17 protein-coding genes are annotated in these 18,678 nt (G+C 71.4%); 10 read left to right on the top strand and 7 right to left on the bottom strand.

Features of this window, described 5'->3' with window-relative positions:
* Positions 1-82 precede the first annotated feature (82 nt).
* On the bottom strand, positions 83-2,461 hold the full coding sequence (gene rnr / locus ABL310_RS04215; protein ID WP_374730365.1) for a ribonuclease R: 2,379 nt from the start codon (positions 2,459-2,461) through the stop codon (positions 83-85).
* Positions 2,462-2,669: 208 nt separating this feature from the next.
* Here rnr and ABL310_RS04210 point away from each other — a divergent pair, with 208 nt between their 5' ends.
* Both ABL310_RS04210 and ABL310_RS04205 read left to right on the top strand, forming a co-directional pair.
* Positions 2,670-4,388 (top strand): AMP-binding protein, encoded by a 1,719-nt coding sequence (locus ABL310_RS04210; RefSeq protein WP_349370457.1) that lies wholly within the window; start codon positions 2,670-2,672, stop codon positions 4,386-4,388.
* A 76-nt stretch (positions 4,389-4,464) separates the two neighbouring features.
* A complete protein-coding gene (locus tag ABL310_RS04205; protein ID WP_349370456.1) occupies positions 4,465-4,728 on the top strand; it encodes a SemiSWEET transporter in 264 nt (87 codons plus the stop codon).
* 588 nt (positions 4,729-5,316) lie between these two features.
* Here ABL310_RS04205 and ABL310_RS04200 read toward each other — a convergent pair.
* From ABL310_RS04200 to ABL310_RS04190, 3 genes are all read right to left on the bottom strand, one after another.
* Entirely contained in the window at positions 5,317-5,853 is a 537-nt protein-coding gene (locus ABL310_RS04200; RefSeq protein WP_349370455.1) for a DUF1499 domain-containing protein, read from the bottom strand.
* A gap of 95 nt (positions 5,854-5,948) precedes the next feature.
* Entirely contained in the window at positions 5,949-6,662 is a 714-nt protein-coding gene (locus tag ABL310_RS04195) for a hypothetical protein (RefSeq protein WP_349370454.1), read from the bottom strand.
* A 10-nt stretch (positions 6,663-6,672) separates the two neighbouring features.
* A complete protein-coding gene (locus tag ABL310_RS04190) occupies positions 6,673-7,875 on the bottom strand; it encodes a pyridoxal phosphate-dependent aminotransferase (protein ID WP_349370453.1) in 1,203 nt (400 codons plus the stop codon).
* A gap of 127 nt (positions 7,876-8,002) precedes the next feature.
* On the opposite strand from ABL310_RS04190, the gene ABL310_RS04185 reads away from it, so the two are divergent.
* The 4 genes from ABL310_RS04185 to ABL310_RS04170 all read left to right on the top strand — a co-directional run bounded on the left by ABL310_RS04185 (position 8,003) and on the right by ABL310_RS04170 (position 12,324).
* A complete protein-coding gene (locus ABL310_RS04185; RefSeq protein WP_349370452.1) occupies positions 8,003-8,983 on the top strand; it encodes a tripartite tricarboxylate transporter substrate binding protein in 981 nt (326 codons plus the stop codon).
* Between the two features lie 568 nt (positions 8,984-9,551).
* The gene (locus ABL310_RS04180) at positions 9,552-9,881 is read left to right on the top strand and encodes a hypothetical protein (protein ID WP_349370451.1); all 330 of its coding nucleotides are present in this window, start codon (positions 9,552-9,554) and stop codon (positions 9,879-9,881) included.
* A 200-nt stretch (positions 9,882-10,081) separates the two neighbouring features.
* Positions 10,082-11,164 (top strand): PQQ-dependent sugar dehydrogenase, encoded by a 1,083-nt coding sequence (locus tag ABL310_RS04175; RefSeq protein WP_349370450.1) that lies wholly within the window; start codon positions 10,082-10,084, stop codon positions 11,162-11,164.
* Between the two features lie 89 nt (positions 11,165-11,253).
* Positions 11,254-12,324 carry a metal-dependent hydrolase gene (locus tag ABL310_RS04170; RefSeq protein WP_349370449.1) on the top strand — a complete coding sequence of 357 codons (1,071 nt, stop codon included), beginning with the start codon at positions 11,254-11,256 and terminating at the stop codon, positions 12,322-12,324.
* Positions 12,325-12,331: 7 nt separating this feature from the next.
* Here ABL310_RS04170 and ABL310_RS04165 read toward each other — a convergent pair whose 3' ends face one another.
* From ABL310_RS04165 to ABL310_RS04155, 3 genes are read right to left on the bottom strand one after another with little or no spacing between them, the layout of a single operon-like run.
* Positions 12,332-13,123: a slipin family protein gene (locus tag ABL310_RS04165; protein ID WP_349370448.1), complete on the bottom strand. Its 792-nt coding sequence runs from the start codon at positions 13,121-13,123 to the stop codon at positions 12,332-12,334.
* Between the two features lie 23 nt (positions 13,124-13,146).
* Positions 13,147-14,514 (bottom strand): nodulation protein NfeD, encoded by a 1,368-nt coding sequence (locus ABL310_RS04160; RefSeq protein ID WP_349370447.1) that lies wholly within the window; start codon positions 14,512-14,514, stop codon positions 13,147-13,149.
* Positions 14,511-15,584, bottom strand: coding sequence for a YihY/virulence factor BrkB family protein (locus ABL310_RS04155; protein WP_349370446.1), 1,074 nt, complete (start codon positions 15,582-15,584; stop codon positions 14,511-14,513). Before ABL310_RS04155 ends, ABL310_RS04160 begins: the two co-directional genes overlap by 4 nt.
* A 153-nt stretch (positions 15,585-15,737) precedes the next feature.
* On the opposite strand from ABL310_RS04155, the gene ABL310_RS04150 reads away from it, so the two are divergent.
* From ABL310_RS04150 to ABL310_RS04135, 4 genes are all read left to right on the top strand, one after another.
* Positions 15,738-16,517, top strand: coding sequence for a hypothetical protein (locus ABL310_RS04150; protein WP_349370445.1), 780 nt, complete (start codon positions 15,738-15,740; stop codon positions 16,515-16,517).
* Between the two features lie 11 nt (positions 16,518-16,528).
* Positions 16,529-16,963 carry a phage holin family protein gene (locus ABL310_RS04145; RefSeq protein WP_349370444.1) on the top strand — a complete coding sequence of 145 codons (435 nt, stop codon included), beginning with the start codon at positions 16,529-16,531 and terminating at the stop codon, positions 16,961-16,963.
* 16 nt (positions 16,964-16,979) lie between these two features.
* On the top strand, positions 16,980-17,615 hold the full coding sequence (locus ABL310_RS04140; RefSeq protein ID WP_349370443.1) for a DUF3618 domain-containing protein: 636 nt from the start codon (positions 16,980-16,982) through the stop codon (positions 17,613-17,615).
* An 88-nt stretch (positions 17,616-17,703) separates the two neighbouring features.
* Complete coding sequence (locus ABL310_RS04135) at positions 17,704-18,585, top strand: hypothetical protein (protein WP_349370442.1); 882 nt, start codon at positions 17,704-17,706, stop codon at positions 18,583-18,585.
* The last annotated feature ends 93 nt before the right edge of the window (positions 18,586-18,678 follow it).

Raw genomic sequence — 18,678 nt, 5'->3', positions numbered from 1 at the left:
CCTCGTGTCGGGCTCTGTTTCGGCGAGATCGGCCGCCGGCGCAAGCGGGGCGGCTCGGCCACGCGACGGCGAGGGCGAGCCCTCACCGCTTGCGCTTCACCTTCACCTTCGTCCCGCCGCGCTTGGGCGTATCGCGGAAGCCCGCATTCTTCGGGCCCTTCGAGCGGCGCGGGCCGCCGTCGCGCAGGCCGGCGCGGCCGCCGCGGAAGCCGCCGCCGCCCCGGCGCCCGGCGCGGCCCTCGGAGAGCAGCTCGAAGCGCAGCGCGCCGGCGATGGGCGCGGCCTCGACGAGCTTCACCTCGACCTCGTCGCCGAGCCGGAAGGTCTCGCCGGTGCGGTCGCCGACGAGGGCGTGCGTGCCCTCGTCGTAGCGGTAGAAATCCGCGCCGATGGTCGCGGCCGGCACGAAGCCGTCCGCGCCGGTCTGGGCGAGCTTCACGAACAGCCCCGCCTTGGTGACGCCCGAGATGCGGCCGCGGAAGGTCTCGCCGAGATGCTCGGCCATATGGTGGGCGATCAAGCGGTCGATGGTCTCGCGCTCGGCCACCATGGCCCGGCGCTCGGCGGTGGAGATCTTCGCCGCGATCTCGGCGAGGTCCTCCGCCGAGACCTCCGCCGGCAGCCCACCCGAGCCGAGGCCGTGGGCGCGGATCAGCGCGCGGTGGACGATGAGGTCGGCATAGCGCCGGATCGGCGAGGTGAAATGGGCGTAGCGGCGCAGGTTCAGGCCGAAATGGCCGTAATTCTCCGCCGTGTATTCCGCCTGCGCCTGGGTGCGCAGCACCACCTCGTTGATGAAGGTCTCGTGCTCCATCCCGTCCACCGCCTTGAGGATGCGGTTGAACAGGGTCGCGCGGACCGGGCCCGACTTCGGCAGCTTGATCGCGATCGAGGCCAGCACCTCGCCGAGCGCGTGCATCTTCTCGAGCGAGGGCTCGTCGTGCGCGCGGTAGACGAAGGGGATCTTCGCGCGCTCCAGCGCCTCCGCCGCGGCGACGTTGGCGAGGATCATGAACTCCTCGATGAGCTTGTGCGCATCGAGCCGCTCGGGGGTGAGCACCCGGTCCACCGTGCCGTCGGGCTTCAGCAGGATCTTGCGCTCCGGCAGGTCGAGGGCCAGCGGGTCGCGGGCCTCGCGCGCCTTCAGGACGCAGGCATAGGCCTCCCAGAGCGGGCGCAGGACCGGCTCGAGCAGCGGCCCGGTGACCTCGTCCGGCGCGCCGTCGATCGCGGCTTGCGCCTGCGCATAGGCGAGCTTCGCCGCCGAGCGCATGGCGATGCGGTGGAAGGAATGGCGGATCTTGCGCCCGTCCTTGCCGACCGTGATCCGCACGGCCAGCGCCGGGCGGTCCTCGTGCGGGCGCAAGGAGCACAGGTCGTTCGAGATGCGCTCGGGCAGCATCGGCACGACCCGGTCGGGGAAGTAGACCGAGTTGCCGCGCTCGACCGCCTCGCGATCCATGGCCGAGCCCGGGCGGATGTAGGCCGCGACGTCGGCGATGGCGATGGTGAGCACGTGGCCGCCGACGTTGTTCGGGTCGGGATCGGGCGCGGCGTGGACGGCGTCGTCGTGGTCCTTGGCGTCCGCGGGGTCGATCGTGATCAGCGGCAGGTCGCGCCAGTCCTCGCGGCCTTCCGTGTCGAGGCGCACGGGGTCCATGTCCGCCGCCTCGTCGAGGACCGCCTTGGGGAAGACGTGCGGGATGCCGTGGGCGACGAGCGCGATCAGGCTCACCGCCTTCTCCGACTTCACCGAGCCGAGCCGCTCGCGCACCCTGGCCATGGGCACGATGGCGCGGGGGCTCGAGGTCAGGGTCGCCGAGACGAGGTCGCCCTCGCGGGCGTCGCCTTCGTCGCCGGGGCGGATGGCGATCTCGGTCCCCGAGCCCTTCTTGTCGACCGGCGTGAGGCGCCCGCCGCCGCTCGGCAGCGGCCGGAAGACGCCGAGCACCTGGGCGCGGCTCTTCTCGAGCACCTTGACCACGCGCCCCGCATAGGGCGGGCCCTCGGGGTCGCCGGTCTCCTGCACGCGCACGAGCACGCGGTCGTTGAGCCCCGGGGCCGGCTGGCCGGGCTTCGGCCGGCGCGAGGCCTGGATCAGGATCTTCGGCGGCTTGCCCAGCGTCTCGGCATCCCATTCGGCGGGCGTCGCGATCAGTTCCCCGTCGAGGTCGCGCGCGACGATGTCGGCGAGCGTCATCGGCGGCAGGCCGCCGGCCTTGAACAGGCTCTTGCGGCGCCGGTCGACGAGGCCCTCTTCCTCGAGGTCCCGGATCAGCTGCTTGAGCCAGATCTTGTCGCCTCCCGAGATGCCGAAGGCGCGCGCGATCTCGCGCTTGCCGACCTTGCCGGGCTGGGAGCGGATGAAGGCGACGACCTCCTCGCGCGACGGCAGGGCGCCCGGCGTCCCGGCGGCGTTTCGAGACGGCGTCTCGGCGATGGGGTCTTTTCGTCTCGACAAGGGCTTCTTCCGTCTCGATCTCTCGTGGGTCGCGCTCGCTGCATCGCAGCAAGCACCGCAGTTAAAAACACGGGCCGGCTGTATATATGCGTGGCCCAGCGGTTTTTCGATGCGCCCGCTCGACAAATCGGAAAGTTGTGTCACTAAAGAGAGTGCGCATATCTAATAAGACCCGATCCGAAGGATCGCGCAGACGAGGAGGACGCCCGTGGCTTCGAGCACCGCCCCGCTTCCGCATTTCGACGAGGGCCGACCCTGGCACGCCCATTACCCCGAGGCGGTATCGCCGTCCATCGATACGGCCGCGCTGGGCACGCTCGCGGACATCTTCCGCGACGGGGTGGCGCGCTTCGCCGACCGTCCGGCGCTGGAGAGCTTCGGCAAGGAGATGACCTATGCCGGTCTCGGCCGCGCCGCGGAGGCGATCGCCGCCTGGCTGCAGGGGCTCGGCCTGAAGAAGGGCGACCGGGTCGCCATCATGCTGCCGAACGTCATGGCCTACCCGCCGATCCTCTTCGGCATCCTGACGGGCGGCTTCACGGTGGTGAACGTGAACCCGCTCTACACCGCCCGCGAGCTCGCCCACCAGCTCAACGATTCGGGCGCCAAGGCGCTGTTCGTGCTCGAGAATTTCGGGCACACGGTCGAGGAGGCCGCGCCCTCGCTGAAGACGCTCGAGACCGTCGTCGTGGTCGCGCCGGGCGATCTGCTGGGGCTCAAGGGGCACCTCGTCAACTTCGTCTCGCGCAAGGTGAAGAAGGCGGTGAAGCCCTATTCGCTGCCCGAGGCCGTCCCGTTCTCGCGGGTGATGAAGGAGGGCGCCGGCCGCTCTCGCGCGCCGGTGGACATCGGTCTCGACGACGTCGCCTTCCTGCAATACACCGGCGGCACGACGGGCGTCGCCAAGGGCGCGACGCTGCTCCATCGCAACGTCGCGGCGAACGTGGCGCAATGCGAGGCCTGGCTGCGGCCCTATGCGGGCGAGCGGACCGACCACGTGATGATCACGGCGCTGCCGCTCTACCACATCCTGGCGCTCACCGCCTGCGGCCTGTTCATGATCCGGCTCGGGGCGAAGCAGATCCTCGTCGCCAACCCGCGCGACATCGAGGGCTTCGTCAAGACGCTGAAATCCAAGCGCTTCACCATGACGGTGCTGGTGAACACGCTCTACAACGCGCTGGCCAACCACAAGGGCGTCGAGGAGGTGGATTTCTCGAACCTGGCCTTCTGCGTCTCCGGCGGCATGGCGACGCAGGCGGCGGTGGCGAAGAAGTGGAAGACGCTCACCGGCAAGCCCATCGTCGAGGGCTACGGCCTGTCCGAGACCTCCCCCGTCGTGTGCGTCAACCGGCTCGACATCGAGGAATTCACCGGCACGATCGGCCTGCCGGTCCCCTCGACGGACGTCCAGGTGCTCTCGCCCGACGGCGAGGTCCTGCCCTACGGCCAGACCGGCGAGCTCGCCGTGCGCGGCCCGCAGGTGATGGCCGGCTACTGGAACCGCCCGGACGAGACCGCCAAGGTGATGACGCCCGAGGGCTTCTTCCGTACCGGCGACATCGCCCTGCTGCAGCCGGACGGCCAGGTGAAGATCGTGGACCGGATCAAGGACATGATCCTGGTCTCGGGCTTCAACGTCTACCCGAACGAGGTGGAGGACGTGCTCGCCGCGCATCCGAAGATCCTCGAGGCGGCGGTGATCGGCGTGCCCGACGCGCATTCCGGGGAGGTGCCGGCGGCCTACATCGTCAAGCGCGACGAGAGCCTCACGGCGGAGGAGGTCCGGTCCTGGTGCAAGCAGAACCTCACCGGCTACAAGGTGCCGCGCCACATCCATTTCCGCGACGCGCTGCCGAAGACGAACGTCGGCAAGATGCTTCGCCGGGCCCTGCGCGACGAGGTGCTGGGCGAGAGCGGAGGCTGAGCCGCGAATAGCGCTTGCGCGCCGCGCGGTTCGGCGCGATGGAGGAGGCCTCATCGCCCTTCGAGGCACCATCCCGATGCTCGCTTCCTCCCTCGTCGAGACCGTCGGCGCGCTCGCCGCGACGCTGACCACGATCTGCTGGCTTCCCCAGGCGATCCGCACCATCCGCACCCGCGAGACCCGCGCCATCTCGGCGGCCACGCAAGGCCTCTTCGCCGTGGGCCTCGCCCTGTGGCTCGTCTACGGGATCGGGCTCGGCTCCTGGCCGATCATCGTCGCCAACGCGCTGACGCTCGGGCTCGTCGCGATGATCCTCGCGCTCAAGCTGCGCTACGGGTGAATTCCTGCGTTCCGCATAAACGCAATCTTTACATATCGAGTGAGCGGTTGCACACTCAGGGCGCTCATGTAGCTCTGGGGGGTAATGATGCGTGTCCTAGTGCTGTTTTGGTGCCTGGCGCTCGCGGGCTGCGTAATGGGATCCGCGACGCTTTCGACAACGTTCGATCCGAGCGCGGCCGCATACGTGTTCGCACCCGGGTCGGCGACGATCGAAGGGCAAGCGTTTCTCAGGCAGCGCGGAGGTGGAGTCGTTCGAGCAGCTGGCGAGGAAGTACGCTTAATTCCAGCCACAGCGTACGCGAAGGAGCGCTTCGAAGTGCTCTATAGAGGCTCTCGGATCACTGCCATCGCGCCGCAAATCGAGAACACCCCACAAGAATACCTCGACACGGCCCGCGTAGAGATTGCGGACGCGGAGGGGCGATTCCTCTTTGAAAATGTGGCCCCCGGAGAGTATTTCTTGCAGACGCAGGTCTTTTGGACAGTGGGAGACAACATCTTCCCCGAGGGTGGAAGCTTCTATGAAGAGGTGACTGTCACTGGGGACGAGACAACGCGTGTGGTCCTTTCCGGACGTTGATCAGTTTCACCGCTCGGCGGCGACGCGGCGCGCGATCTCGTCGAGCCAGCGGTCGATGCGGGCGCGGTTCACGCCCATGTCCGAATAGCCGATCTGCGAGCGCGAATAGAGCGCGACCTGCGAGCGGCCGGGCCCCGCGCCGAGGATGCGGACGTTCAGCGTGTCGGGGAAGCGCATCAGGCGCGAGCGCACGACGTAGCGGTCGCTCTCCTCCCAGCGGCCGGAATAGACGAGCTCCGCGCGCGGGTCCTGCGCCGCGACCTCGGCGACGATCTCGCGCAGCCGCGCGCCGGGGACGTCGTAGGTCGGCGTGACGACGTCGGGGTCGGCCGCGCAGAAATCGGGCGGGCAGGCGAGCGCGTCGTGGGGCGCCGAGCTGCGCTCGATCCGCTCGAAATCGACCGGGCCGAGATCGGCGGGGCCAAAGGCGAGCGTATACGCGTCGTCGATGCCGCCCGGCTGGTCCGCGCGCCAGAGCAGGAAAGCGAAGCCGGCCCCCGCGACGACGACGGCGGCGAGGGCGATGCGGGGGGCGCGGCGCAAGGGGTCGTGTCTCCTCGAAGGGCGGCGATGGTTCGCCTCGGCATCCCACCATCTAGGGCGTGCGCGCCGCGCCGTAAACCGCGCGCGCGGCGGTGTCAGCGGCCCGTGCGCGCGACGAGGATCGCGTGCGGGAGGGCGGCGAGGGCGACGAGGAGGGCCGCGGCGACGGCTTCCCCCGGCCGCAACGGCCAGATCGGCCACTCGCCGAGGAGGGAAAGCCCGAGCGCCGCCTGGGCGGCGACGACGAGGGCGGCGAACCAGAGCGCGAGGAGGCGCAGGGCGGCGTCGGCGAGCCGCCGCCAGCCGAAGGCGGGGGCGAGCCGCGCGAGCGCGGCGGCGAGGCCGAGCGAGGCCGCGAAGACGCTCGCGGACACGAAGGCGCCGATCGGGTAGGCCGCGGCGAGCGGCGCGCTCTGCAGCCAGGCCATGCCGCCGGTGAAATAGGCCGCGCGGATCACGACGCCCCCGAAGGTCGGGTAGAGCGCCGGGAGGACGAGGATCGCGAGCGCGATCGACAGGAGCGCGAGCCGCAGGAAGCGGCTCGGCCCGGGCGGGATCAGCGCCAGCAGCACCACCCGCGCCGCCGCGTAGACGAGGAGCCCGGCGAAGAGCGGGAACCGCTCGACGAAATAGCCGAAGGCCCACGGCTCCAGCGGCGTGCCGATCAGCCCGCGGGCGTGCAGCCCCGCCAGCCCCGCGACGAGCGTCGCCCCGGCGGCCAGGACGAGCGGCGTCCACGCCAGCGCCGCCCGCGCGGCGGCGTCGGCTTCGCCGATCGGGCCGGCGAGCGTCGCGCGGGTCTCGGCCATGGCGCCGGCCTCAGCTCAGCGAATTGCAGAACCGCTGGATGCGGTTGCAAGCGTCCTCGAGCAGGGCGTTCGAGGTCGCGTAGGAGATGCGGAAGTTCGGGCCGAGCCCGAAGGCCGAGCCGTGCACCGCCGCGACGCCCTCCGCCTCGAGCAGCCCGGTGACGAAATCCTCGTCGGTCTCGATCACCTTGCCGGCGGGCGTCTTCAGCCCGATCGCCTTGCGGCAGGACGGGTAGACGTAGAAGGCGCCCTCCGGGACGGGGCATTCGAGCAGGCTCGTCTGGTTGAGCATGCCGACGACCAGGTCGCGGCGCGCCTCGAAGGCCTTCCGGAACTGCGCCAGATGGTCCTGGGGGCCATCCAGCGCCTCGACCGCGGCCCATTGCGAGATCGTCGCCGCGCCCGAGGTCTGCTGGCCCTGGACGAAGTCCATGGCCTTGATCAGCTGCTCGGGGCCCGCGGCGTAGCCGATGCGCCAGCCGGTCATGGCGTAGGACTTCGAGACGCCGTTCATGGTGAGCGTGCGCTCATACAGGCCGGGCTCGACCTGGGCCGGGGTGACGAACTCGAAGTCGCCGTAGACCAGGTGCTCGTACATGTCGTCGGTGAGCACCCAGACGTGCGGGTGCTTCGTCAGGACGTCGGTGAGCGCCTTCATCTCGGCGCGGGAATAGGCGGCGCCGGAGGGGTTCGAGGGCGAGTTGAGCAGCACCCACTTGGTGTTCTTGGTGATCGCCGCCTCGAGATCGGCGGGCTGGAGCTTGAAGGCCTGCTCAAGCGTGGTGTCGACGAAGACCGGCGTGCCGCCGCACAGGGCCACCATCTCCGGGTAGGACACCCAGTAGGGCCGCGGGATCACCACCTCGTCGCCCGGGTTCAGGGTCGCGAGGAAAGCGTTGTAGATCACCTGCTTGCCGCCGGTGCCGACGATGGTCTGCTTCGGCTCGTAGGAGAGCCCGTTCTCGCGCGCGAACTTCCTCGCGATCGCCTCGCGCAGCTGCGGGATGCCGGAGACGGGCGGGTACTTCGTCTCGCCGCGGCGGATGGCGGCGATGGCCGCCTCCTTGATGTTCTCCGGCGTGTCGAAATCCGGCTCGCCCACGGAGAGGCTGATGACGTCGCGCCCGGCGGCGCGCAGGTCCCGCGCCTTCTGCGTGATCACGATCGTCGCCGACGGCTTGATGCGCGAGAGGGCGTCGGACAAAAAGCCCATGGGAAACTCCTGCAGGGGACTGTAGAGAATGAGCCGGACGGCGGCGCGGACCGTAGAGCCGCGCCTGTCTGCAAGCAAGAGGACAGCGCGCCTGCGCGCGCCCGTCCCCACCTGGAGGAAACACACGATGATGACACGCCGTCAGGCGTCCGCCCTGGCTCTCGGCCTTCTCGCCGCGACCGCCTTCACCGCCCCTGCTTTGGCGCAGTCCTACCCCGATCGCCCGGTGACCCTCGTCGTCACCTACCCGCCCGGCGGGCCGACCGACGCGATCGGGCGCATCGTCGCCGAGGACCTGTCCTCGAAGCTCGGCCAGAACGTCGTGGTGCGTAACGAGCCCGGCGCCTCCGGCTCGATCGGCACCCGCGCCGTCGCGACGGGCGAGGCCGACGGCTACACCTTCGTGCTGGGCAACAACCAGACGCACGGCAACAACATGTATCTCCTGCGCGACCCGGGCTACGACGCGCTGGAGGACTTCGTGCCGCTCGCCGGCATCGGCGCCTTCGAGCATGTCTACGTGGTGCGCAACGACCTCGAGGCCGCGGGCGTCGAGGAGCTCATCGCCATGGCGGAGGCGGATCCCGGCGCCTTGAACTACGGCTCGACCGGCGTCGGCTCGGGCTCGCACCTGTCCTTCGAGCTCTTCCTCGAGCGCACCGGCACGGAGATGACGCACATCCCCTTCGCCGGCGCGGCGCCGCTGGTGCAGGAGCTCGTCGCGGGCCGCATCGACGTCTCGAACTCGACGCTGCCCTCGGTGCTGGGCCAGATCCAGGGCGGCGCCATCCGCGCCATCGCCGTGGCGAGCACGGAGCGCAACCCGAACCTTCCCGACGTGCCGACCCTCTCCGAGCAGGGCGTCGAGGGCGCGGACGCGTCCTCCTGGGCGGCCTTCTTCGCGCCGGCCGGGATCCCGGACGAGGCGCGCACGACGCTGACCGAGGCGCTGCTCGCCTCCCTGGCCGAGCCGGCGGTGGCGGAGAAGATCGGCGCGCTCGGCTTCACGCTCGACGTGCGCCCGCCGGAGGAATTCCGGCCCTATCACGAGGAGGAGATGGCCACCTGGAAGGCCATCATCGACGCCGCCGGCGTCGAGCCGCAATGAGGACGGCGCCGCCCGCGAGGTGATTCGCGGGCGGCTGCCCCGTTTCCGAGGCGGCGTCTACGAACCATCCACAGGCTGAAACGCTACTGCGACGATCGGTCGCAATTTGTGCATGCTCCGCAGATGTCTCCGTAGTACCACGTAGCCGTCTGCTGCTCGACGCGGCGAACACGCGATTGAGAACCTTTGGTCGTTCGACCGCCGCCGAAAGCAACGAACACGCAAACGATCCGGCGTTCGACCAAGGCTGATCTATGATAACCTGACCAATCCTGAGAAACATTCGGCTTCTTACCGTACGAGAAGTCGCCGAATCTAAATCGATTATACTCAGGTGCACGGTAAATAGCCGGTCGGCGATGACAGGCAGACGCATACGTATTTCACCAGAGATAATTTTCCTTACAACACACGCGCCCTCAAACGACCCGGGCACGAAGACTTGCGAGGCGGTCCCTACGGCGTAAAACTCGGAACAGGGATCGTGAACAGGCGTTGCCGTCGACAGCAAGACCCGGTGGCGGTCTGGAGAACGTGCGACCGGAGAGCTTCGAGAGCGGAGACCGTCATGACGACGATCAGGCGCAGCGATGATCAGACCTCGACCGGGCTGGCCGAGTGCGACACGCGTCTGTACGCGTGCGAGGCGAGTCCGAGGGAGCCCGAGATCGAGGCGCCGGACCTCGAGCGTGCGGAGCCCGCCTGGCCCGGCTTTCGCGCCGCGCGGCTGATCACGCTGATGAAGATGCGCGGCGACGCCCGCGCCGCTGCTCTGCTGGCCTTGCTGATCATCGCCGCCACCGTCGCCGTCCTGGGCGCCCCGCATCTGGGAGGCGCGGCGCAGGAGCTCGGCGCCTTCCTCGGCATCGGGCTTCGCGCCAGCGAGGTCGTCCGCTGATCGCGACGTCGTGAGCGCGCGACCGCATTGCGTCGGGGCGCGCGCGTCCTAGGTTCTGGGGACGGTCCGCATCGATGAGACGCCGCATGCCCCGCTCCTTCACGCCGCGATCTTTCCTGCCCCGACTTCCGAAGCGACGCTCGCCCGCGCGGCGCAGCCGTTCCCTTCTCGCCGCCGCTCTCCTCGTCGGGTTCGCCGCAATGTCCCCGACGGCGGCTCAGGAGCGCCTCGCGACGTCCGCCGGGGCGTTGACCCTGCGGAGCGTCGCGTCCGGCCTCGTCCATCCCTGGGGGATCGCCGCCCTGCCCGAGGGCGGGTTCCTGGTCACCGAGCGGCCGGGGCGGCTGCGCCACGTGCGCGCCGACGGCGCCGTCTCGCCGCCGCTCGCGGGCGTGCCGCCTGTCTTCGATTCCGGACAGGGCGGGCTCCTCGACGTGACGCTCGCGCCCGATTTCGCCACGAGCCGCGGCGTCTACCTCACCTTCGCCGAGGCGCGCGACGGCGGGGCGGCGACCTCCCTCGCCCGTGGTCGCCTGAACGAGAGCCTGACCGCGCTGGAGGGCGTGGAGGTGCTGTTCCGCGCGCAGCCCGCCCGCTCCGGCGGGCGGCATTTCGGCTCGCGCGTCGTCCTGGCGCCGGACGGGGAGAGCCTGTTCGTGACGCTGGGCGACCGGGGCGCGGACGAGAGCGCGCAGGATCTCGGCCAGCATCACGGCAAGGTCGTGCGGCTCACCCTCGACGGCGCGCCGTATCCGGGCAACCCGTTTCTCGACCGTGCCGACGCGCTGCCCGAGATCTGGTCCTACGGCCACCGCAACCCGCAGGGCGCCGCGCTGGAGCCCGGAACGGAGCGGCTGTTCACCGCCGAGATGGGCCCGCGCGGAGGCGACGAGATCAACGCGCCGCGGCCCGGCGTCAATTTCGGCTGGCCGCTCGTCTCCGACGGCAGCCAGTACAGCGGCATCCCGATTCCCGACCACGGGACCGACACGAGCCTGGAGCCGCCGCTCTGGGGCTGGTCCCCGTCCTTCTCGCCCTCGGGCATCGCCTTCTACGACGGCGAGCTGATCCCGGGCTGGCGCGGCGACCTGATCGTCGGCGCGCTCTCCGGACAGGCGCTGGCCCGGCTCGATGTCGAGGACGGGCGGATCGTCTCGGAGGAGATCCTGCCGCTCGACAGGCGCATCCGCGCGGTGACGACGGGCGCGGACGGCGCGCTCTACCTCCTCGTCGACGACGATCGCGGCGCGCTCCTGCGGCTCGCGCCGGCGGGCGCCGGGTGAGCCCGGAGGCGTGAGCCGGGGCTTGCTCGCGGGCGTGGAGGGTCTATCTCAGGCGCACCCGCGCACTTCCTCCCCGGACACGAACCCCCATGGATCCCGTCTCCCAGATCGCGCTCGGCGCCGCCGTCGGGCACGCCCTCGCCGGACGTCGCCTCGGCGGCCTCGCCGCCGCCGGCGGCGCGCTCGGCGGGCTGATCCCCGACCTCGACGTGATCTGGTCCGGCTGGGGGCGGGACTCGATCGCCTATTGGGAGCTCCACCGCGGCGTCACCCATTCGCTGTTCTTCGGGCCGGTCGTGGGTACGGCGCTGGGCTGGGCGAGCGCGAAGCTGCATGCGCGGCGCCGCGCGGCCAAGGGCAAGCCGACGGAGGGGCTGACCGCGTCCTGGATCGCGGTGTGGGTCGGCGCGCTGTTCACGCACCCGCTCCTCGACACGGCGACGATCTACGGCACGCAGCTGCTCGCGCCGTTCTCCGACCTGCGCTTCGCGCTGCCCGCCCTGCCGATCATCGACCCGGTCTACACGCTGCCGCTCCTGATCGCCCTCGCCCTCGCCGGCTGGCTCGGCTGGCGCAGCCGGGGCGCGAAGCGGGCGACGCACGCGGCGCTCGTCCTCACCACCCTCTATGCCGGGCTCGGGCTCTGGGCCAACGACCGCGCCGAGGCGATCGCGCTCGCCGATCCGGCGCTCGCGGCGCGCGCGCCCGACGAGGTGCGGGTGACGACGACCTTCCTCACGCCCTGGCTGCGCCGCGTCACCACGGTCGAGGACGAGACGCGCCACGTGGGCTTCGTCTCGGTGCTGGCGCCCGAGCGGCCGATCCGCTGGTTCGCGCTGGCGAAGGACCCGCACGCCGAGGATCTGGCCGAGGACGCGCTCGCCACCGATCAGGGCCGGCGCTATCGCCGCTTCGCCACCGGCATGATCCACCCGCACCTCGTCGGCGAGGGGGAGGCGACGCGCCTGCGCATCGGCGATGCGCGCTACGGCTTCCCGAACGGTACGCTCGGCGGCATGTGGGGCGTGGAATGGCCGGTCCGCGGCGGCGCGATCGTCCCCGGCGCGGCCGAGCGCTACATGCAGCCGCGCGAGGCCGGTTGGGACGATCTCCGGGCGCTGGTGCGCGCCACCTTCGGCTACGAGACGGGGATGTTCTGAGGCGCGCTCACCCCGTCCCGGCGCCGCCCTTCCCCGTATCACCCTGCCCGGCCTTGCCCATGAAGCCGCGCAGCAGGTCCACCGGCACGGGGAAGACGATGGTGGAGTTCTGGTCGCCGGCGATGTCGTAGAGCGTCGAGAGGAAGCGCAGCTGCATGGCCTCGGGCGTGCGCGCGAGGATCTCGGCCGCCTCGGCGAGCTTCTCGGAGGCCTGCATCTCGCCCTCGGCCCCGATGATCCGGGCGCGCCTGTTGCGCTCGGCCTCCGCCTGGCGGGCGATGGCGCGCACCATGCTCTCGTCGATGTCGACGTGCTTGATCTCGACGTTGGCGACCTTGATGCCCCAGGCGTCGGTCTGCGCATCCAGGATCTCCTGGATGTCCTCGTTGAGCTTGTCGCGCTCGGAGAGCATCTCGTCGAGGTCGTGCTTTCCGAGCACGGAGCGCAGCGTCGTCTGGGCGAGCTGGCTCGTGGCCATCATGTAGTCCTCGACCTGGATGATCGCCCGGTCGGCGTCGACGACGCGGAAGTAGATCACCGCGTTGACCTTCACGGACACGTTGTCCTTGGAGATCACGTCCTGGGAGGGAACGTCCATGGTGATGGTGCGCATGTCCACCTTCACCGCCTGCTGGACGAAGGGGATGACGATGATGATGCCGGGCCCCTTCACGCCGGAATAGCGGCCGAGGGTGAAGATCACGGCGCGCTCGTATTCGCGCATGATCCGGATCGCGCTCGCCAGGATGCCGAGCACGACGAGGGCGATGATCAGGTAGGCGACGAGATCGAGACCCATGGGAGCTCCTCGGGGTTTCGGGTTCAGCGGGCGGCGGGGCGCGCGGCCGGGCGCGTCCCGCCCGGCATGCGCTCGACGTCGAGGGTGAGGCCCTTGCGGGCGGAGACGCGCACGAGCTCGCCGGCGGCGAGCGGCTCGGGGGCCTGCGCGCGCCAGCGCTCGCCGTGGATCTCGACCTCGCCCGAAAAGCCCTCCCAGTGCAGGACCCGGCCGGTCTCGTCGACGAGCGCCTCGTCGCCGCTCGCCGGCGGCCGGCGCAGCGCCCGCACCGCGGCGGCGAGAACCAGGGTGAGGAGGAGCGCCGTCGCCCCGGTGGCGACGAGCGCCACGGCGGGGGAAAGGCCGAATCCCGGGACGTCGGAATCGAACAGGATGAAGGAGCCGAAGGCGAAGGCCACCGCGCCGCCGATGCCGAGCGCCCCGAAGGAGGGCGCGAACACCTCCGCCACCATCAAGGCGATGCCCAGGAACAGCAGCAGCACGCCGGTGACGTCGATCGGCAGGAAGTTGAGCGCGTAGAGCCCCAGCAGCAGCGAGATCGCCCCGATCACGCCCGAGAAGATCATGCCCGGATTGGCGAACTCGAAGATGATGCCGTAGATGCCGATCAGCAGCAGGATGTAGGCGACGTTCGGGTTGGTGAGGATCGCGAGCGCCTGGGCCAGGAAGCCCGGCTCGTGCGCGACGACGCGCGCGCCCGCGGTCTCGAGCGCGACGGAGGCCTCGCCGAGGCTCACCACCTGCCCGGCGGCCTCGCGCAGCATGGCCTCGACGTCGGCGGCCAGGATCTCGACGACGCCGTCCTGCACGGCGTCGGTCGCGGTGAGCGTCTTCGCCTCGCGCACGGCCGCCTCGGCGAAGCCGGCGTCGCGCCCGCGCAGCTCGGCGAGGCCGAGGATGAAGGCGACGGCGTCGTTCGTCGCCTTGCGCGCGAGCGTCTCGTCCCCGCCGCCGCCCATCGAGACGGGCGTCGCCGCGCCGAGGCTGGTGCTCGGCGCCATGGCCGCGACATGGCTGGCGTAGAGGATGTAGGTCCCCGCCGAGGCCGCCCGGGCGCCCGCGGGCGCCACGTAGGTCGCGACCGGCACCGGCGCCGCCAGGATCAGCCGGACGATGTCGCGCATGGCGCTGTCGAGCCCGCCCGGCGTGTCCATGCGCAGCACCAGCATGCCGCCGGGAGCCGCGACGGCCTCGTCGAGCGCGTTCTCGACGAGGAGCGTGGTGGCCGGGCCGATCGGGCCCTCGATGTCGGCGACGATCGCGGTCTCGACGGCGTAGGTCCGCGGCTGGGCGGTCGCGGCCAGCGGGAGAACGAGACACGCCACGAGCATGAACACGAAGGCCCTCGCCGCCCGTCGCATCGCCTCCCCCGTTCGCGTGCGCCGTCTCATGGCTCGCTCTCCTTCCGATCGACCCGCGCCGGCCCGACCTGATCGGCCACCACCGCCCCGCGCGCGCCCAGCGGCTGCTCCGGCCGCAGCGTGGTGTCGTGGGCCGTCTGATGCTCCGTCTCCGCGTCGATCTCGGCGCCGACGAGCAGGATCACGGTGGAGATCCACACCCACATCATCGCCGCCGCGATCGTGCCCAGCGACCCGTAGGTCGCGGAGAAATCCGTCAGGTGGGAAACGTAATAGGAAAATCCTGCCGAACCGATAAGCCACACGGCGGAGGCCGTGAGCGAGCCGGGCGTGATCCAGCGCCACTGCGCGGCGGCGCGGCTCGGCCCGTAGCGGTAGAGCGCGGCGATGCCGATATTGGCGACGAGGAACAGGATCACCGCCGGCGAGATCGCGATCAGCGCGCTCGCGAGCCTGCCGAAGGGCAGGTAGCCGAGCGCCACGGGCACGCCGACGACGACGTTGATCAGCACGAAGGCGAAGATCAGCGTCGCCAGCGTGAACAGGAAGGAGCGCAGGTAGAGCCGCACGAAGGGGCGCTTCTCCCGCTCGCCGTAGATGACGTTGAGCGCGTCGAAGAGGGCGAGCACCGCGGCGTTGATGATGTAGAGCGCGATCGCCATGGAGACCGCGAAGGTGACGCTCAGCTGCGTCTGCGCCGAGATCAGCCGGTCGAGCTCCTCCGCGATCAGCTCGATCAGGCCCGGCGGCAGGAAGCCCTCGAGATCGTCGAGCTGCTCGGACAGCACCTCCGGGTCGGCGACGAGGCCGAACAGGGCGACCAGGGCGGCGAGCGTCGGCACGATGGCGAACATCAGGAAGAAGGCCGCGCCCGCCGCGTTCGGAGCGATGCGGTCGCGCGTGTAGCCCTCGACCACGCGCCAGAGCACGTCGCGCCAGCCGCGGAACGGCAGCGACCACGGGCTTTCCGCCCCGCGCCCGCGCCCCTCCTCCCGCGCGCGCTGCTGGGAGAGCGTGAGCGGCTCCTTGCCTCGGCCCGGCGCCCGGCGCATGCGCCGGGGCGTCTCGCGCCGCATCTCCTCGTGCCGTTCGTCCTGCACGGCTCCTCCTCGGCCGGTGTTCCCGAACAGAACGCGTCCGCGCGCGCGAACGTTCGGGGCGCGCGGCGAAGCGTCGCCGTTTCGAGGCGGGCTTTCGGAACCCTGGCATCGCTCGGCTGTTGAGACGCCGACACGCATCAGGAGGGCGAACCCATGACCGTCAGCGCTGAGAACGGCGACGACCGCGCCCACGCCGATTGGGACGACATCAAGCGCGAGGCCTCCGACGCCGCGCGCGACACGGCAGACGAGGCCCGCGAGGCGGGCTACGCGTTCATGAACAGCGCGCGCGACCGCGCGGCCGACTACGTCGAGCGCCGCAAGGAAAGCGCGGTGCAGTCCATCGACGACGTGGCCACGTCCCTGCGCGAGAGCTCGGACAATTTCGACGACCGCCCGAACATCCGCCTGTTCATCGACAGCGCGGCCGACGGGCTCGAGAACCTCGCCGACGAGATCCGCGAGCGCAGCTTCGTCGAGGTCTATTCCGACATGGAGCAGTTCGCGCGCCGCCGCCCGGCGATGTTCGCCACCGCCGCGGGCGTCGCGGGCTTCATGATCGCGCGGTTCCTGAAGAGCTCGGCCGAGGAGGTGGAGCACCGGCGCGCCTACGGCGCCGAGATGCGCCACCGCCGGCACGAGCGCCGCTACGGCGGCGCCGGCTACGCGCCCGGCTCCGAGCACGCCGGCTTCGGCCGCGACAGCCGTGCTGGCGGCGCTTCCGGCGGCCATTCCGCCGAGCGCACCCCGCCGGGCGAGACCCGCACCGGGCCGACCGGCGCCCAGCCGAGCCGCCACGAGACGCGCCACGAGACCCCGCCGGTCTCCGGCACCCGCACGCCGGAGCGTTCCGGCGGCGAGCCGGGCACGTCCAACGCCGCCGCCGCGCAATCCGCGGCCAACGCCGCGGCCCGCCCCCAGGGCGAGCGGTGAGGAGATCCGCCATGGACCACCGCGATCCCCAGCTCGACGCGGAGGCGGCGCGCCGCGCCGCCCGCGAGAACGCCTCGATCCAGAGCCTCGTCGCCGAGGCCCTGCGCGAGGCTACCGACCTCGCCCGCAAGGAGGTGGCTCTCTTCCGCTCGGAGATGAGCCACAACGTGAAGCTCCTCGTGGCGGGCATCGTGGCGCTGATGGCGTCGAGCGTCTTCGCCATCGCCACGCTGATCCTGCTCACCGACGCCTTCGTGGACTGGCTGGCGGTGGTGGTGGGCTCGGACGCCCTGGCCTCTCTGATCGTCGCCGGCGTGATGCTCGTGATCACGCTCGCGCTGATCCTCTACGGGCGCTCGAAGCTGTCCTCCGCGACGCTCGAGCCGACGCACACGATCCGCTCGGTCGAACGCGACGCGGACGTCGTGTCGCACCGGCGGCACTGACCGGGAGGAGGACGCGATGAACAGGATGACGGACCTCGAGCGCGACATCGAGGAGAGCCGCGCCAGGCTCGATCGCACGATCGACCAGCTGCAGGACCGGATGACCTATTCCGGCGTCGCCGACGACGTGATCGGCACCGCCCGGCGCTACGGCTACGGCCCGCAGATCGAGCGCGCCGCGGAGGCGATCCGGGAGAACCCGATCCCCGTGCTGCTGGTCGCGGCCGGGATCGGCTGGCTCGCCTTGTCGATGACGAGCACCGCGCGGCGCCGCGAAGCGAGGCGCGATCTCCAGCGCCGCGGCGTCTGGGACCGCCCGCCCCGGCGGCACGTCGCGGGCGACACGTCCGGCGAGCCGGGCCTCGACGACGGCGACCGTCGGCGCGAAGCCCGCCGCGACCTCGAGCGCCGCGGCGTGTGGGACCGCCCCGCGCGCCGTCCCCTCTCGGGCGATCGCCTGCGGGACGAGGACATCGATCCCGCCATGGCGCGCCGCCCGACAGAGACGGACATGGTCCGCCGCGAGGGGCCGACGCCCCACGGCCGTCCCGACCCGACGCCGACGGTGCCCGAGCGCCCGGCGGCCTACGAGCCGGTGACGACCGAGCGGCCGCACGCCACGGGCACGCCGCCGACCGGCGCGCGCCGCTGACGGCGCGGCCCCGCGCGACACGAGACGAGACGACCCGCACGAGACGACCCGCACGAGACGAGGAGCGATCCTCGGAGAGGAGGCTTTCATGGCCGAGATCAAGAAGGACGAGAAGCCGATCGTCGAGACGGGCGCCGAGCGCCCGGCCCAGCCCGCGACCACGGCGAGCCCGGTCTCGCCGACGGCGCCGGGCTCGACGCCCGGCATGAGCCCGACGCCGATGCCGGCGACGCCCGGCTCCGCCGGCACGCCGCCCTACACGCCGAACCCGGCGCCGGGCGCGGGCACCTACTCGCCGCATCCGACCTACGCGACGCCGCCCGCCGGCGCGCGGCCGGAGGGCGCGGGCGCGTCGCATTCGAGCGACTCGGTCCGCGACCGGGCGAGCCGGGCCTACGAGGAGACCCGCCACCGCGCCGCCGAGGCGCAGGGCCGCGGGCGCGACTACGCCGAGGAGGCTCGTCGGCGCGGCGAGGGCGCCTACGAGCAGGCGCGCCGCCGCGGCGAGGAGTACTACGACGAGGCCCGGCGCCGCGGGCAGGGCTATTACGAGCAGGCCCGCCACACCGGCGAGGAGTACTACGAGGACGCCATGGAGTACGGCCGCGAGGCCTACGAGGCGAGCCGGGGCATCCTGCGGGAGAACCCGCTCCTCGTCGGCGTGCTCGGCCTCGCCGCCGGCCTCGCGCTCGGCGCGCTCCTGCCGCGCACGCGCCAGGAGGACCGGTATTACGGCCCCTATGCCGACGACCTGCGCCATCGCGGCTACGACTACGCCCGCGAGGCCCAGGAGCGCGGCATGGACTACGCCCGCGACGCCATCGAGCGCGGCCGCGACTACGCGCACCACGCCTTCTCCGAGGAGGGCGGCCACCCCGTCCACGAGGAGGAATGGCGTCGCGAGCGCAGCTTCGAGGAAGACGCCGCCCACCGCACCAGCCCGGGCGGCGGCGAGCCGCGCCGGCACTGAGGTAGGGGGGAGCTTCCCCCCCTACCGACGCCTCCCGCTCCGGCAGGGACGTGGCGCCTGTCGGGGCGGGCGCGGCGCCCCCCTTTCTCCTTC

It is taken from the genome of Salinarimonas sp. (assembly GCF_040111675.1).
In the GTDB taxonomy this organism is placed as follows: domain Bacteria; phylum Pseudomonadota; class Alphaproteobacteria; order Rhizobiales; family Beijerinckiaceae; genus Salinarimonas.
The sequence above is the reverse complement of the archived record's forward strand: the minus strand, read 5'-3'. Positions and strand labels throughout refer to the sequence as shown.